Annotated in this window: 15 protein-coding genes; all 15 read left to right on the top strand. The window is 42.0% G+C overall.

The window, feature by feature from the left end:
* Positions 1 to 78: 78 nt before the first annotated feature.
* The 15 genes from G622_RS0106140 (at position 79) to fliM (ending at position 17,317) form a co-directional block, all read left to right on the top strand.
* Entirely contained in the window at positions 79 to 1,749 is a 1,671-nt protein-coding gene (locus tag G622_RS0106140) for a flagellar M-ring protein FliF C-terminal domain-containing protein (RefSeq protein ID WP_026509968.1), read from the top strand.
* Positions 1,750 to 1,845: 96 nt separating this feature from the next.
* Positions 1,846 to 2,892: a flagellar motor switch protein FliG gene (fliG, locus tag G622_RS21895; RefSeq protein WP_044912897.1), complete on the top strand. Its 1,047-nt coding sequence runs from the start codon at positions 1,846 to 1,848 to the stop codon at positions 2,890 to 2,892.
* A complete protein-coding gene (locus G622_RS0106130) occupies positions 2,876 to 4,078 on the top strand; it encodes a FliH/SctL family protein (RefSeq protein WP_026509967.1) in 1,203 nt (400 codons plus the stop codon). Before fliG ends, G622_RS0106130 begins: the two co-directional genes overlap by 17 nt.
* Positions 4,078 to 5,436 (top strand): flagellar protein export ATPase FliI, encoded by a 1,359-nt coding sequence (gene fliI, locus G622_RS0106125; protein ID WP_044912607.1) that lies wholly within the window; start codon positions 4,078 to 4,080, stop codon positions 5,434 to 5,436. The genes G622_RS0106130 and fliI overlap by 1 nt, the downstream gene beginning before the upstream one ends.
* A 14-nt stretch (positions 5,437 to 5,450) precedes the next feature.
* Positions 5,451 to 5,909, top strand: coding sequence for a flagellar export protein FliJ (fliJ, locus tag G622_RS0106120; RefSeq protein ID WP_026509965.1), 459 nt, complete (start codon positions 5,451 to 5,453; stop codon positions 5,907 to 5,909).
* Complete coding sequence (locus G622_RS21890; RefSeq protein ID WP_049945715.1) at positions 5,909 to 6,901, top strand: hypothetical protein; 993 nt, start codon at positions 5,909 to 5,911, stop codon at positions 6,899 to 6,901. Before fliJ ends, G622_RS21890 begins: the two co-directional genes overlap by 1 nt.
* Before the next feature lie 176 nt (positions 6,902 to 7,077).
* Positions 7,078 to 8,829, top strand: a complete 1,752-nt coding sequence (locus G622_RS0106110; RefSeq protein ID WP_026509964.1) for a flagellar hook-length control protein FliK — start codon at positions 7,078 to 7,080, stop codon at positions 8,827 to 8,829.
* Between the two features lie 21 nt (positions 8,830 to 8,850).
* Positions 8,851 to 9,612 carry a flagellar hook capping FlgD N-terminal domain-containing protein gene (locus G622_RS24410; RefSeq protein ID WP_049945714.1) on the top strand — a complete coding sequence of 254 codons (762 nt, stop codon included), beginning with the start codon at positions 8,851 to 8,853 and terminating at the stop codon, positions 9,610 to 9,612.
* Positions 9,613 to 9,746: 134 nt separating this feature from the next.
* Positions 9,747 to 10,145: a TIGR02530 family flagellar biosynthesis protein gene (locus tag G622_RS0106100; protein ID WP_026509963.1), complete on the top strand. Its 399-nt coding sequence runs from the start codon at positions 9,747 to 9,749 to the stop codon at positions 10,143 to 10,145.
* A 225-nt stretch (positions 10,146 to 10,370) separates the two neighbouring features.
* A complete protein-coding gene (locus tag G622_RS26830; RefSeq protein ID WP_049945713.1) occupies positions 10,371 to 13,055 on the top strand; it encodes a flagellar hook-basal body complex protein in 2,685 nt (894 codons plus the stop codon).
* 513 nt (positions 13,056 to 13,568) lie between these two features.
* Entirely contained in the window at positions 13,569 to 13,817 is a 249-nt protein-coding gene (locus G622_RS21870) for a flagellar FlbD family protein (protein WP_044957232.1), read from the top strand.
* A 54-nt stretch (positions 13,818 to 13,871) separates the two neighbouring features.
* Complete coding sequence (locus tag G622_RS0106085) at positions 13,872 to 14,675, top strand: motility protein A (RefSeq protein WP_026509962.1); 804 nt, start codon at positions 13,872 to 13,874, stop codon at positions 14,673 to 14,675.
* Positions 14,675 to 15,679 (top strand): OmpA/MotB family protein, encoded by a 1,005-nt coding sequence (locus G622_RS0106080; RefSeq protein WP_026509961.1) that lies wholly within the window; start codon positions 14,675 to 14,677, stop codon positions 15,677 to 15,679. Before G622_RS0106085 ends, G622_RS0106080 begins: the two co-directional genes overlap by 1 nt.
* Positions 15,680 to 15,732: 53 nt before the next feature.
* The gene (locus G622_RS0106075) at positions 15,733 to 16,266 is read left to right on the top strand and encodes a flagellar basal body-associated FliL family protein (protein WP_026509960.1); all 534 of its coding nucleotides are present in this window, start codon (positions 15,733 to 15,735) and stop codon (positions 16,264 to 16,266) included.
* A gap of 67 nt (positions 16,267 to 16,333) precedes the next feature.
* Positions 16,334 to 17,317: a flagellar motor switch protein FliM gene (gene fliM / locus G622_RS0106070; RefSeq protein ID WP_026509959.1), complete on the top strand. Its 984-nt coding sequence runs from the start codon at positions 16,334 to 16,336 to the stop codon at positions 17,315 to 17,317.
* Positions 17,318 to 17,319 lie beyond the last annotated feature (2 nt).

The raw sequence follows: 17,319 nt of genomic DNA, 5'->3' as shown, positions 1-17,319 counted from the left end.
AGGCTTTAAGCATGTGTTTACAGGTGGGGATTTTTGCAGAATCTTTGAGGATTTTTTGGTAACACGGAGGAGAGTAGTATGAGAGAACGTCTTTTGGGACTCAGGGATAGGATCCTTGAGTGGTGGAATCGTTTTACAATCAGACAGAAGACGCTTATAGGGGCAGGTGTTGCAGCTGTACTCCTGACAGTTGTAATTCTGGTTACGGTTTTTAACCAGCCTCAATATATACCTATCGCTACTGCGGAGAATTTAAAACAGTCCAATGATATTATCGAACTGTTTGATGAAAATGGTATCAGATATAAAATGTCAGATGACGCGCTTAGATTCGAGGTTTTGGCCTCAGATAAAACTAATGCGTCTCTTTTGCTTGCTACGAATAACATTCAATCTGATGAATATACAATTGATAATGTAGTAAACGGAAGCTTTTCAACCACAGAATCTGATAAACAGAAAAAATATATAGAGTATCTTGAAAAGAAGCTTGGAAGTGATTTTGCAGCTAACTTTGATGCAATAGAAAGTGCAAAGGTTGAGCTTCATATACCGGTTAATGATGGCACTTTATTATCTAAGAATGAAGAATCTTCAGCCAGTGTATTCTTGAGGCTCAAGAACCCGGATGCTTTTTCTGAGGATAACGCAGCATTCCTTGCAAAGGCCCTTGCCGGTGCCCTTGGTAATAATACAACTGAGAAGATTACCATCATGGACAGCGAAGGTAATCTGTTGTTCTCCGGCTCCGAAGATACATCTGCTGCAGGACTTGCAAGCACACAGCTCAATGCCAAGACCAAGGCAGAGGCACAGATAAGGAATGAGATAATCCGCGTTCTTCAGGGAACCAAGCTATATAATGAAATTGAAGTTGCAAGTAATCTTGTACTTGATTTTTCAAATATTAAGAAGACAACCCACACCTATACCCCTGCTGAGGGACAGACACAGGGTGTTTTAAGTCATGAAGACAGTTATAATGCCAATAATGTAAACGGCACCAGCGGTATTCCGGGAACGGATACTAACAATGATGATGAGACTTCCTATATGCTTCAGGATAACGAGAACTCAACATCAACCATTGAAGAGGAATCTAAGGATTACCTTCCTAATGAGGAGATTACAACAATTGATACTCCTTCCGGAAAGGTAAATTACGAGGAATCTTCAATATCGGTAACTGCAACAACCTATGTTGTCTACAATGAAGATAATTACAATCCTGATGACCATGATGGAATGACATGGGCAGAATTTAAAGAGAATACCGGTGTATCTCAGACGGAGGTTTCTGAGGATACTATAAACATAGTTGCAAAAGCATCAGGTATTCAGCCTGCCAACATTTCAATGACTGCTTATACGCAGCCGGAGTTCTTTGACTCAGAGGCAAAGGGACTTACATTTACGGATGTGCTTCAGGCGATATTGATACTTCTTATCCTGGGACTTCTTGCTTTTGTTATATGGAGAAGCATTACAACGAGAAAGGAAGAGATTCAGATCGAGGAAGAGGAGGAAGAAGTTCTTCCGGAAGAGCTTTCTGTCGAGGAACTATTGGAATCCCAACCTGAAGAATTCTTCGAGGATGAGGTTCCTGAGGACGAGGAAGGCGGACTTGCTGACATAACGATGGAAGAGAGCAGCGAGACCATGAAACTTATTGAGAAATTCATTGAAGACAATCCTGAGGCAGCTGCAATCCTTCTTCGCAACTGGCTTAAGGAAGACTACGAATTATAATTTAGTTATTTGTTTGAACAAATTTAGAGGGGAGCACTTACTATGGCAATTGACGGTGAAGAGTTTGATGATGACGAGTTAGATGGTGCCGGTAATATGGGAGGTAATCTCCCGCCTGTAGGCAATTACGATCCGTCTCTTACTGCAGATTTATCAGGAACGCAGAAGGCTGCTATCCTTTTGATCGCATTGGGACCGGAAAAATCATCTGCAATTTTTAAACATTTAAAAGAAGACGAAATAGAGGAACTTACTCTCGAAATAGCTAATACCAGAAGCGTAACGCCGCAGATCAAGGAAGCTGTCATAGAAGAGTTCTATGGAATATGTCTTGCCCAGCAATATATTGCTGAGGGTGGTATAAACTATGCCAAGGAACTTCTGGAGAAGGCTTTGGGTGAAGACAAGGCGATGGATGTAATCAGTAAGCTGACTGCATCCCTGCAGGTTAAGCCCTTTGAGTTTATCAGAAAAGCGGATCCTTCCCAGCTCCTTACCTTTATTCAGGATGAGCATCCGCAGACTATTGCTCTTGTTATGTCCTATATGTCCTCAGCTCAGAGTGCTCTGATACTGGGTGCGCTGCCTCCGGAGAGACAGGCGGATGTTGCAAGACGTATAGCGACGATGGATAGAACAAGTCCTGATACTATCAAGGAAGTAGAGCGTGTTCTGGAATCAAAACTTTCATCACTGGTCAACCAGGATTACACGGTTGTCGGTGGTGTGGATGCTGTTGTTGAAATCCTCAACGCAGTTGACCGTGCGACAGAGAAGCACATCATGGAAACTTTGGAAATCGAGCAGCCTGAGCTTGCTGATGAGATCCGTAAGAAGATGTTCGTGTTCGAGGATATCCTTCTTCTGGACGATCGTGCCATACAGCGTGTGCTGCGTGATGTTGATAATGCTGACCTTGGTCTTGCCTGCAAGGGATCAACAGAACAGGTACAGACTGCAATCTTTAATAACCTGTCCAAACGTCTTGCTCAGATGATCAAGGAGGATATGGACTTCATGGGACCTGTTCGTATGAAGGATGTTGAAGAGGCTCAGCAGAAGATTGTTAATGTCATACGTAAGCTTGAGGATGCCGGTGAGATTGTAATCTCCAGAGGCGGAGGTGATGATCTGGTTGTCTAATCAATCTAATTTACTTAAGTTCGGTTGGTATCAGGTTGATGAGAACGATAAACATATCATTGATAACAACGAGCTTTCTGAGAAAAAAATAGAAAAATATCAGGCAGAAGAAGCGCGTCGAAGGGAGGCATTGGAGAAAGGTGAGCCAGTGCCTGCTTTTGGTGGTTTTGAAGAAGGCCTTGGATTTGAACAGATAGATGCTTTTGATGGTTCTTCAAATATAATAGGCAATACCAATTATGATCAGGAGGAAATGGGGGAGTTTTCAGAAGGACTCACAGATTCCTTTGATCCGGAATATGGTATGGGATATGAAGGAAATGAAGCCGGATTCTCAGATAATCCTGATTTTATTAACGAGAATAATTTAGATGCCTATAACGAGGGCAATTTTGAGAACTTAGATGGTGATCCTGCAATGGGACAGGAGATGACTGATGGTATTGGCAATCAGGGAATGCAGTTTTCTGATGAAGATATCGATCCCGGAATGCAGCAGATTGAAGAACCTGTTCAGGAGCCGGAGCCGCCACAGATCAATCTCGAAGAGATACAGGCACAGATTGATGAACAGATAAGAATGGCGGAAGAGCAGGCTAAACAGATTATCGATAACGCTAATGCTCAGGCTAACGAAATAGCGAAAAATGCTGAAAACCTTAAGAATCAGGCTATCGAAGAGGGCAGGAATGCCGGTTATGAAGAAGGCAAGAGAAAAGCTGAGGAAGAAATCGACCAGATGAAGGCAGCCGCTGAAGCAGAGATAGCTGAGGAAAGAAAAAAACAGCAGGCGGATTTTCAGCAGCTGATTGCCAGTATCGAACCGGATATGGTGGATACTCTGACTCAGATTTATGAGCATGTTTTTAATGTTGATCTTAGAGAGAACAAAGATATAATTCTTCATCTCATAAGAACAACTCTTGGTAAGGTTGAGAGTGGATCAGATATAATATTGCATATTTCTTCAGATGATTATGACCTTGTGATCGATGAGAGGGCTACTCTTGATGAAGCAATGGCGTCACCTAATTCAACGCTTGAGATTATTGAGGATCCTCTGCTAAATGAAAATGAGTGCATAATAGAATCTGACGGCGGTGTATTTGACTGCTCTCTTGGCGTGGAGCTTTCGGAACTTTCAAGAAAGTTAAAGCTTCTATCTTTTGACAGGAGTAAACGCTGATGGCAAATGGACTTATTGATTATTCTAAATACAAAAAAGTAGCTAATAATATGTTCTACAGGGTTCGCGGTAAGGTGGTGAATGTTGTAGGGCTTACTATTGAGTCGGCAGGACCTGAGGCTAAGATGGGCGATATCTGCTACATCTATTCCAAGAAAAAGGATGGAGAGGGTACTGCCAGACCTTCCGGCAGAGGAACTATGGCCGAAGTGGTAGGCTTTAAGGATAATCATGTTCTTCTTATGCCCTATGAGAATATAAGCGGCATAGGTAATGGCAGTATTGTTGAAAATACTGATTCGCCTTTAAGAGTTAATGTCGGAGAGGGGCTTCTTGGTAAAACCCTTGATGGCCTTGGCAGAATAGATGGAACCAACTATGGAAAAGGGACCATGCTTGAAAATGGTATAGCTTATTCTGTAGAGAATCAGCCGCCAGACCCCATGACCAGAGATCCTATATCCGATGTTTTGTCCCTTGGAGTTAAGGCAGTTGATGGCCTTTTGACAGTTGGTAAGGGACAGCGAATCGGTATTTTTGCAGGTTCAGGTGTTGGCAAATCAACACTTATGGGTATGTTTGCCAGAAATACCAATGCGGATATAAATGTTATCGCTCTTATAGGAGAGCGTGGAAGAGAGGTAAGAGAGTTCATTGAGCGTGACCTTGGACCTGAGGGCATGGCGAGATCGATAGTTGTTGTGGCGACTTCAGATAAGCCTGCGCTTGAGAGACTTAAGGCAGCTAAGACCGCTACCTCAATCGCTGAATATTTCAGGGATAAGGGAAAAGATGTTCTTCTTATGATGGATTCTCTCACACGTTTTTCCATGGCGCAAAGAGAGATAGGCCTTGCAAGTGGTGAGCCGCCTGTTTCAAGAGGATATCCGCCCAGCGTGTATGCCGAGATGCCTAAACTCCTTGAGAGAGCGGGTAAATCCAGAAATGGTTCAATAACAGGACTTTATACAGTACTTGTAGATGGTGATGATTTTAATGAACCTATCACAGATACCGCCAGAGGTATTCTTGATGGTCATATAGTTTTAAACAGAAAGCTAGCTCAGAAAAACCATTATCCTGCTATCGATGTGCTTGCAAGTATTTCCAGATGCATGAGCGCAATTGCTCCCGCCGAGCAGAAGCGTGCAGCCGGAAAACTTAAGAATGTACTTGCGACCTATGCAGATGCAGAAGACCTGATAAATATCGGAGCATATAAGAGTGGTGCCAATAAGAGCATCGATTACGCTATATCCAAGATAGATGCGGTTAATAATTTTCTTATGCAGGAAACTGATGAGAAATTTACTTACGAAGAAGTGTGCGCCCAGCTTACAAGTATGTTTAAAGAATAATTAAGAGGTTTTATATGGCAAGATTCAACTACAGGCTCCAGGGAGTTTTGAACCTAAGACTCCAGCAGGAGGAACAGGTGAAAATGGAATTTGCCCAGGCCTCTAAAGAGCTGAATGATCAAATTGAAATATTAAACGGACTGATCGCTACCCGGAATGATTTCATACGTGAAGGGTATGAACTTAGAAATGCGAATGTGATGGATGTCCGGCAAATAGTTGACAATAATTATTATCAGAGACAGATGGATGTAATTATAAAGGATCAGGAGGTTAAGGTTGATTCCTATCGCGCCAAATTTGAGGTTGCAAGAATGAAACTCACCAGGGCGGTGCAGGAGAGAAAAATGCAGGAAAGGCTAAAAGAGAAGGCCTTCGAGCAATTCGTTGAAGAAGAAAAAGAAGCGGAAGCTAAAGAGGTCGATGAGAGGACCAGCTTTACATACACTCAGCGTAGCAGAGAGGAAGAGTAATGGCAGAAAAAGCAGAAAAGCAGAAAACTGAGGCACCGGCTGAACCCAAACCGATTGATCCGGATAAAGAAGCCAGACAAAAGCTGAAGGAAGACAAAAAAGCTTTAAGGCAGGAAATGAAGGAACAGCGTAAGGCAGCAAGGCTAAGGGAAATAGAACTGGCTGAAAGAAACGCTGAGCTAAACGGAGATGATTCCGGCAGCGTGGCTACGCTTATAGTTACCTGTGTGATCATTCTGGTATGGATAGCAATCATGTTAATGCTGATAAAGCTTGACGTTGGTGGTTTTGGATCTAATGTCCTGGCACCAATCATAGGTGATGTACCGGGGCTTCAGGCTATACTCCCGGAGGGAAGTTATACTCCGGTAGCTCAGAAAAAGGCTGAGGAAGCAGCCAACACACCTATCGTAAATCCCGTAGATGAAAAGCTTGCTAACAGCCTTGATGAGGCTAATCTTTATATCAAGCGACTTGAGGAAGAGCTTAGAAAAGAAATGGAAGATAACACCGCTCTTCAGGAGGAAAACGAAAAATTACAGGCAGAAGTCGAAAGACTGCAGCCTTTTGAGGAAGAACAGGCAAAGCTTGAGCAGGAAAAAGAGGATTTTTATAAAAACATTGTCTATGCTGATAATGCACCTACCCCTGAGGAGTACCAGAAGTACTACGAAATGATAGAGCCTGATGTGGCGGCTCAGATATATGCACAGATAATTCAGGGAAGTGCTGATGATGTCGAGCTTGAGCAGTATGTAAAGGCTTATTCATCCATGAAGCCTAAAGAAGCAGCAGCCATTTTTGATTCAATGGTTGAGAATGATACGGGTGATGCAGTCAGGCTTATTTCTAAAATACTTGGTGAGATGACTGCTGAGAACCGCGGAGCAATCCTTGATAAGATGACTGAGGAATATGCAGGTAAGGTTACGGATTACATGGAGCCAGCTGCTCATAAAGCCACGGTTTCAGGAGTGGGAAACAGTAATTGACAGATTTCCGAACGCTGTTCTTATTGCGTTTGGGAAAATATGATATGTAGTTTATAAAATTTTAATTTTTTTCGGCCATGTGGGTAAAGTTTTTTCCTGCATGGCCGATATATGTTGTGTAAAGCTATGGGGATAGTGTACCCATATTGTATTTTGTATGAAAGGAGGAAGTGAATTTGATTACAAATGCGATTCCGGGAATTACAAACATAAATGCACTGGTTAATACCGCACCGACAAAAGGAATTGCTGCATCAAAGGAGCAGACTGCAGATTTTTACAAGACCCTGAACAATGCCAATACTCAGAAGCAGGCATCGGCCATATCATCATCGATAGCAAAAACTCTCACAAATACAGGAGCTGTATATGAAAATAATAAAAATGCCGCTGCTTATGAGAGAACTCAGGATTTGAAGCAGTCACAAAATGTATCAGGAGAAAATGCTAATTCTCAGAATGTTAACAGAACTGATACAATCAGGACCGCTGAGAACAGAGGAGTTGCTGAAAATTCAAGGGATACAGGAGAAGAAGTAAAGAATGTAAGAGAAGCAGCTGAAGCTCCCGAGGAAGTTACAGATCAGACAGAGGAACAGGAAGTAGTTACTGAAGTTTTCATTCCGATTCCTGAAAATCCCGAGGGAGACGGGGCAGTACAGGTGGTAGATGAAACCCTGACAGCTCTCGAACAGGCGATGCTCGATGATAGCAGACAACTTATGCAGCAGCTTGCTGACACACTTGGCATGAGCATCGAAGATATCGAGAATGCCATGGCAACATTAGGGCTGACTAATGTAGCAATCCTTGATCCCACTAATCTCACGCAGATTATCGGAGAAGTTACAAATGCTGATGATGTGATGGCTATTGTAACCAATGCAGATCTTTACCTCAATGTGCAGAATATGCAGGATGCGGTTGATACCACAAGACAAAATCTTATGGAAGAGTTTAACCTTACAGAGGAAGGATTAAGCTCAGCACTGCAGAATTTCAACGAGAGCCTTGCAGAGAAAGAAGCACAGAGCCAGATTCTTGCAGCTGCAGAGGAAAATGTTAATGCTAAGAACCCAGCAACCCTTGAAACACCTGCTGCAACACTTCAGACAGAAGCGGTCAGACTTGATATCACAGGCGGTGAAGGTGTCATCAAAGAAGTTACATCTGAAGTAGCAAATAATGAAGTTATGGCAGAAGATGCTTCCGCTTCAGAAAACTTGAGAGGCAGGGGAAATGATGCAGAAGTTCCTGACTTTACTCTTAAGGTGGAAGCGCCTGTTGCAGAACAGGTAAAGAGCAGAGAAACCGGTAGTGAAAACAGCCAGAACAACGACAACAGTAATCTCCAGCAGAATACAGACGGCTCAATGTACAATCAGGTAATGAACCAGATATCATCCTCACTCTCTGAGGTAGTTGAGACTGAAAGTTATGGGCAGATGGCAAGGGCCAACACTCAGGACATTATGGATCAGATAACCGAGTTCATTAAAATGAATGTTAAGGCTGATTCAACAACAATGGAGATGCAGCTTCATCCCGCAAGTCTTGGTAATGTGAATGTAATAATTGAAGCGGCAAGAGATGGTAATGTAGTTGCGAAATTCCTGACACAGAATGAGGATGTAAGAGCAGCTATTGAGAGCCAGCTTCAGCAGCTTCAGGAAAGATTAAACGAACAGGGCGTAAAAGTAACCGCAGTTGAGGTTACTGTTAATGCGGGAGCATTTGATCAGACACTTAATGACAGCCAGAGTCAGAGAGAGGATGATCAGGATGCGCAGGAATCAATCAGAAAGCCCATGAGAAGAATAAGGCTGGATGATCTTACAGCAGAGGACTTTGAAGAAATTGACGAGGAAGATCAGCTCACAGCAGAGATGATGGCTATCAATGGTAACACAGTAGACTTCTCAGCATGACAAATTGTCGGAGGTGACAAAATGGGAGTAAATGCAGTAATTGAAAACGGTAAACTTGTTGATACTTCAAACAAAGCCGAAGATGCCAAAAAAGCGGCTGCTTCCAATCAGGGTTATGACAAAAATGCGTTCATGAATATTCTTTGTGCACAGATGAAATATCAGGATCCCTTAGAGCCTACTTCCAACACAGAGTATATTAACCAGTATGCGACCTTCACTCAGGTAGAGCAGATATCCAATATGGCTGAAGCGTTCTCAATGTCCAGAGCGTCAGATCTTGTAGGAAAAACTGTAATAGTGACGAATGAAGGCGGCGAGAAGGTTCAGGGTAAGGTTGATTACGTGACCTACAAGAGCGGAGAGGCATATCTTAACATCGATGGTACAGACTATAAGATGGATGATGTCAATTCCGTTGCGGATACACATTTTGCTGAAATCCATGATCAGGCAGATGACCTTGATACATTGATGAGCAAGTTCCCTGCATTTGAAAATATGGTATTTACCGATGCACAGAAGGTATTCGATGCTTATGATTTTTACAAGCAGATGGATGCGGATGCGATTGCTCTTATTGATAAGAAAGACATCGAGAAGCTTGAACAATATTATCTGAAGGCGAAAGAACTTCTTGAAGAAGCACAGAAGAACGACGCTGAATATCAAAAGAACAAAGCAGCAGAAGATGCTAAAAAGGCAGAGGCGATTACGGAAGATAAAGATGCTTCCACAGATAGCGGAACAGATGAAAACGCAGCGACAGCACAGCAGCAGTAAGGATTCTTTATTTGCCAATTATTAATTTTTATTAAATATTGTTGATATGCCTTAATAATATGACTTATGTGCCGAAATATAAATCGGCAGAGCAAATAAAGGCTTAGTGTTTTGTTTATAGAAAGGAGTAAGCCGTGACAATAGATAAAAGCGGATTCCTTTCAATTGAACAGGTTCAGGGTAAATACCTTGGTCAGACTGAAAAGGTCAGAGGCGGGAATACCAATATTCAGAATTCTGATTTTGGAAAAATCCTTTCTCAGATCGAAAATAATCAGGCAGGCGTTAAATTTTCAAAACATGCCTCCAACAGACTAAGTGACCGCAACATTGAGCTTACACAGGATCAGATGAACCGCCTGAATAATGCAAGAAATCAGGCCAATGCGAAAGGAATAAACGAATCACTCATCCTGGTTGATCAGCTTGCCTTCATCGTTAATGTTAAGAGCAACACAGTTGTAACGGCGATGGATAGCCAGGAAACTGGCAACAACGTTTTCACCAATATAGACGGAGCGGTAATCGCATAGGTTCTACTAAAGAGAAGAATGAATGAAAAATGACCGGACCGAGGCTGAAGGGCAGTCAGCCGCAAGCTTACCGGAAGTGGTAAGTGTCTAAGGAGGCCATGAATTCCCGACTGACAGAAGGAATTCAAAACGAAAATTCTCTTCATTCCCAACTTGCAATAGAACATGTATGCCGTCCCCGAAAGGGTGCCATATGGTGCTCGGTTTTTCAGGAGGACATGCCTTATGATGAGATCACTTTTTTCTGGTGTAGCAGGACTTAAGACCCACCAGGTCAAGATGGATGTTATTGGTAACAACATCGCAAATGTTAACACCACATCCTTCAAATCCCAGTCCATCACCTTCAGTGATTTGATGTACCAGAACACACAGCGTGCATCAAGAGCCACTGAGAGAACAGGTGGTACAAATGCCAGACAGATTGGTCTTGGCGCAAAATCAGGTGCTATTGCAACTGCAATCACCCAGCAGGGTGCAACAGAAACAACAAACAATCCGTTTGATATGCGTATAACAGGAGATGCATTCTTCGTAGTTAATAACGGTAATCAGACGATGTTTACAAGGGATGGTTCCTTCTACGTTGACGGTGCAGGAAATCTTGCAATGCAGTCAACAGGATACTTCGTATATGGCTGGACAGCTGTAGAAGATCCTGAGACAGGTGCCATAAAAGTAAATACCAACGGCGGAGTTGGAAAACTTCAGATAATGACTCCCGAGAATATGACTTATCCCCCTGAAGGAACAACAGAAGCAGTTGTAAGTGGAAATATCGATGCTCACGATACAAATATAACCAGCGATAATGGTAAGACAGTATCTCTTGAATTCTATGACAACTTAGGATATCTCTACACAGCAAAATTCGCAGTCCGCGATGTCAATGACCTCGAACATACATATACAATGACTCTTGAGGATATTCTTGATTCCAATGGTAATACAATAGGTGCGGAAAAGCTTAGTCATGTAACCTTTACCGACGTGGCTGATAATGATGAACAGACCAGAAATATCAGAGATCCCTGGACAAAGGAAATCACATCAGTAAACTATACAGCAACAGTAGGAACACAGTATACAAGCTATAAGACAAATACCGGATCAACAGCATTCAGTAAAGTTCCAACAAAGGGTGTTGTTTCAGCATTAAACGAGGATTTCCCTTCATTTCTGTCAAGCGTTTATGGACCGGATGCAGCCGGCGCAACAGCTACAGATTATTATGAGATAAGCAATGATGGCAAGATAACGATTTATCCTGTAACAAACGGCAATCCCGAAGCTGCTACACTTGCTCCTTATTATGTGTCAGGTGATACAACAGTCAATGTTTCTTACTACGGACCAAATGGCGGAAATCCTGTAGTAGTTCCAAAGACAGGAGATTGGGCTACACTTGATGCCGATAAGAAGGCAGCACTTGTAAGTATGTTTGGGATAGACGAGCCTACCATTCAGAGAATGGTAACAGAAGGAAAAGAGCCAACATATACAATATCCAATGACGGCGTAAGCAAGATTACCTTTACACCTTATGAGGTTAATTCAACTACTGCAGCTGCACTTGGAATTACTGTGACTAAATCCGGTAACAGTAAGGTAAAGATTACAACATCAACCGGCGGAACAGATACAATTACAAAAACAGGGCTTGTTACAAGCTTAAGCGCTGAAATGAAAACAGCCCTCGGATTTGCGACAATAACAAATGCATCTGCAACTTATACTATTGACTCTGAAACAGGAAAAGTAACATCAAAAATTCCTCAAACAGCTGATCAGGAAGCATATGAAAACGATAAAAAATATGCGGTTGACGCCAAGTCAGTTGCTTCTACAGGAAAAATTTCATTCATAAACCTTAAGACCGGAAAGCCTACAACTATGGATGTGGAAGGTACTACAATCGGCCTTACGGCAGCAATGAAGACAGTTTTTGAAGAAGTTTACGGTTTTGTACCTACAGAAGATGATGTTACCTACAGCCTTTCAGCAGATGGCGGAAATATCAGAGTCGGAACAAGAAATACAGCTACATTCTCAGGACCGTTTGACATAACAACATCAACAAGAGAAGTTGATCTTAGTGTTGCAGTTGATCTCAATGAAACTACGGCTACATACACAAACGAGACAGATGATTCAAAAATTTATGAGAATATTCCAAGAACCGGTTATGTATCTGAGATTTACAACGCAACTCCTACAAGAGATTTCTTCTCTGATGTATATAACTACAATCCGGATCCCGGTGCTGATAACTTCGAGAATCTGACATATCATATTCTGGACGACGGGTCACTGCAGGTAGTTAACAACTCTATAACAATGAAATATGATGCAAATACCGGAGCTATCGTTTCACCTACAGAAAAAATCATACTTAACTTCGATCAGGACGCAATCATTGATGGTCAGCCCAAGATGGCAGGCTTTACCGATGTAAATATGGACCTCACATCCACAACAAATTACAACACAATGGCAACCTCCACAATCGGTGCAGTAAAGGGTGATAAGGAAAGCCTTAAGACCGGACGTGCAGTCGGTGAGATGAATGGTGTAACAATAAGTAAGGACGGAACAATCTACGCAACATATTCAAACGGACAGACAAAGCTTCTTGGACAGATCGCAACAGCTGAATTTGCTAATGCATCCGGTCTTGAGAAAAATGGTGACAACCTCTATACTCAGACTCTTAACTCCGGTGAAGCAACTATACAGGATGTAACAACAGATGGCGGTTACATAACCACAGGCGTTCTGGAAATGTCAAACGTAGACCTTTCAAGTGAGTTTACCAGCATGATCACAACACAGCGTGGATTCCAGGCAAACAGCCGAATCATAACAGTTTCAGACACACTTCTTGAGGAACTTACAAACCTTAAGAGATAAGTAAACTCTTAGAGGGATAGAAAGCAAGGGCGCTCAGATTGAGCGCCTTTGCTATTTGCAAGTCGACTTGGAGAGGTTTTTTCGAACCTGGTTGAGAATGATAGAAGATGGGGAATGGATATGAAAATAAATTTCGCATTTCGCATTAAATTGTGAAAAAATATTTCACATGATGAATTTGAAGACGTTTAAATTGCCCTGAATTATAAAATTCGGATAAACAAATTGAAAAAATTCTTTAAAGCCATTTTTCTTAAGCGCAATGAATCCAAATAAAACCAAAACTATTTTAATAAATCACGAGATGTTGTATAATTTTACTTGGAGTATGCACTATATATTGCATGAAAATATATTTCATTAATAATACAAAAAGATGAAAATAAAATTCAAATGTGATATTTTTGCGCGATTTAATGAATACAAATATGATAACTACATGATAAAATGGTTCTATAGAACATTTTTTTGTAAATTTATTTCAAGTTGATGCTTTAATCTGAGGTATTTGGTGTGATAGAGATTACAAGAATGGATGGCCGGATAATTCTGGTCAATGAGAATCTTATTGAAACAGCAGAGGCTACACCGGACACGGTTATCATCATGGCTAATGGCCGTAAATTCATTGTTCAGGAATCATTACCTGAGATAATGAGAAGATGTAACGAAAGACCAGGATATGATAGTAGCGCACCACTGGTATCAACCAGTGAAGAAGCTGTTCGGAGCCGAATAAACGATGCAATACACAGAGGCTGATAATTAAGATATTGAAGCGTGTTCGCAAGAGATTAAATTGAGGGGGTAAACTTAGTGGATATAGCGTCACTACTTGGTGTAGTTCTTTGTTTCATTTTCATGATTTTGAGTATCGTGTTTGGTGCAGGAATCACCGGTGTTAAATACTTCGTTGATGCACCGTCTGCAATGATTACCTTTGGAGGAGCTTTCATGGCGGTTCTGGCTTCAAGAACCATGCCCAGCTTTATCAACGGACTTAAGTCATACACTCTGATTTTTAAGGCGCCGGCTGATGATACTAAGGCAGTAATAAAGCAGATAATTGATCTTTCAAATACAGCCCGTAAGGAAGGACTTCTTGCACTGGAGGAGGCGGCCAGCAATATCGAGGATACTTTCATGAAAAAGGGAGTCGGACTTATCGTTGATGGTACTGAGCCTGAACTTGTTAAAGCTATTCTTGAAGCTGAGATAGATGCCATGTCTGAGAGACATAAGGAGAATTATACATTCTTTGCTGATGTTGCAGGTATGGGACCTTCCTGGGGAATGATCGGAACACTTCTTGGACTGGTTCTTATGCTGCAGAACATGTCAGACCCTTCATCAATCGGACCGTCCATGGCCGTTGCGCTCATTACTACATTCTACGGTTCGGTTTTGGCTAACTGGTTCTGCTATCCTGCAGAGAATAAGTTAAAGGCAAGAGATAATGCTGAATATACTCTTAAAAGTATAGTAATTGAGGGACTCCTTTCTATTCAGGCAGGAGAGAACCCTCGTGTTACTGAGGAGAAGCTTAAATCATTCCTGTCCCCTGCTAACAGAGCGGCTTATGAGGCAGAGAATGGTTCCAGCGACGGGGGTGGAGAGTAATGGCTAAAAAACCAGAGGAGATTAAGCCCGGTCTACCGGCCTGGCAGGGTACTTTCGGTGATCTGATGAATCTTCTCCTTTGCTTCTTCGTTTTGCTGTTCTCCATGGCTACAATGGATGCACAGAAGTTTGAAGAAGTTGCATCATCTTTTAGTTCCGCGTTTGGTATTTTTAGCGGAGGTGAAGCTGCCCTGGGTCAGGGAGCACTTGTAGGAGATGGTATTTCTCAGTTAAACCAGTTATCAAATTATATTATTTCAATGGGCATTTCACAGTCAGGTTCTCAGAATGAGGAAGTGACTGATACAGAGGGTGAAAATGCCAGCGAGAATGGCGGAGCCGGAATCAGTGAAGAGGGTGACAGTGCAGGGATTATGACCGGACAGGGAGGCTCTGCATCCGGTTCGGAAGGCAATGCGCAAGGCTCCGGATCAGAGGGAGACCTTGAGAATGCCGGTATGGACAGCAATTCTGATAAGACGGGAGCCAATGCTGATGAAGCCCGGGAGGCTGCTGAAGCTGAACAGATGAAAGCTTCTGAAGCTCTTGCGGCTCAGATAAATGAAGCGCTGGATTCAATGGATGTTTCTAATCAGATTGATGTTAATTTTACCAGTCAGTTTGTGCAGCTTACCTTGCAGGGAGCAATTCTTTTTGATACCGGTGATGCGGTCTTAAAAGATGGAGCTAATGTGATACTTGATAAGGTAGGTTCCGTGCTTGAGAGATATGCCGGAGGAACTATCGAAATTGAGGGACATACAGATAATGTTCCAATGCACAGATCCTATGGTAAATATACGAATAATGATGAATTAAGTGATGGCAGAGCGCTTTCAGTTTTTTATTATCTTTTAGAGAATACCAACCTTGAACCTTCAAATCTGAAGCATTCAGGAAGAGGTGAGTACGAACCGGTGGCTGATAATTCAACCCCTGAGGGACGTGCGAGAAACAGACGAGTTGAGATTAGAATTTATAATCCGCTTAGTCCAATGTATTAATAGGTATGATTACAAAGCAATCGTGCCAATACATATTATGAGGGAGAAAACAAATGAAAAAGAACCTGCTTGCAATAATTATTCTGGCTCTACTTTTGGTCAATACCGGTATGACAGGTTTTATGATGCTGACGGTGATGACTACCAATAATCAGGCTGTGGCTCTTATAGGCGACATAGCAGCTGCGCTTCAGATAGAAGCTAACGGAGGAGAGAATGGACAGGGATTTTCAGGATCCGCATCCGGGAATGTTGATATTGCCAACGTTGGTTCTTATTCAATACCGGACATGACGATTACACTTAAGGACAGCGGTGACGGCAAGACACATTACATGCTGTGTACAGTGGTATTGTCAATGGATACCTCTAATGAGGATTATGCAAAATATGGTACGGCTGAATCAATTGTTACTTATCAGGATATGATCAAATCAAAGATCACATCCGTTATCGGTGCATATACGCTTGAAGAGATCAGACAGCACGAGGATGACGCCAAGGCTACACTGCTTGAAGAAATTCAGGAGCTCTTTGGTTCAAACTTTATCTATGATGTGAATTTCTCAGGCAATGTTTATCAGTAATTAATTGGGGAGTATGAAAAGAGTTTGTTATGTTTTGTTTTTGTTGTAAAAGTGAGGTGATCTACGCTTGAGTGAAGTATTATCACAGAATGAGATAGATAATCTACTGGCGGCCTTAAATACCGGTGAACTCGACGTGGATCAGATGTCCGCTGCGGACGAGAAAAAAGTCAAGGATTATGACTTTAAACGACCTGCCAAGTTCTCTAAGGAACACTTAAGAACCCTGGAGATGATCTATGAGCATTATGGAAGATTGTTATCTACAACACTTCCGTTGTATCTTAGAAAAAACGTACAGGTATCTGTTGCTAACTCTGAGACGGTTACTTATTCGGAGTTCAGTAATGCCCTTAGTAATCCTGTAATTTTGGGTATCATCAACTTTTTACCTTTGCAGGGAACAATTATTCTTGAGCTTCAGGCAAATATAGGCTTTGCCTTCATTGACAGAATGCTCGGGGGAGAGGGCCAGGGACTTGAAAAGACAAGACCCTTTACTGATATTGAGATACCGCTTATTGAGAAGCTGATAACCATCTGTATGCAGCTTATGGTTGAACCCTGGGAGAACGTTCTTGCGATAAATCCTATCATGGAGAGAATAGAGACCAATCCGCAGTTTGCGCAGGTTATTTCTCCGACAGATATGATTGCCATTGTCACTCTTAACATTAAGATTGGTGAAGTTGAAGGTCTTATGAATATATGTCTTCCATATTTTACTTTGGAGAGTGTAATGGACAAGTTGAACACCAAATTCTGGTTTTCAACAATGCAGAAGCATGATGATGACACATATGGGGATCATCTTGAATCATTGGTCAGACATGTGGATGTTCCGGTCAAGGCCATATTGGGAAGATGTAATGTATCAGTCAGTGATTTTGTTCAGCTCCAGAGGGGCGATATAATCAGACTGGATAATCAGGTAAACAGTGAACTTCAGGTATATGTCGGTGATATTTATAAATTCACAGCATTACCGGGTACGACAAAAGATAAGTATGCCGTCAGGATAACGTCGGTAGTAAGAGAGGAGGAAGAGTAGCA

The organism is Butyrivibrio sp. LC3010 (assembly GCF_000424385.1).
GTDB lineage: Bacteria > Bacillota > Clostridia > Lachnospirales > Lachnospiraceae > Butyrivibrio.
This window is presented reverse-complemented; position numbering and strand designations above follow the sequence as displayed.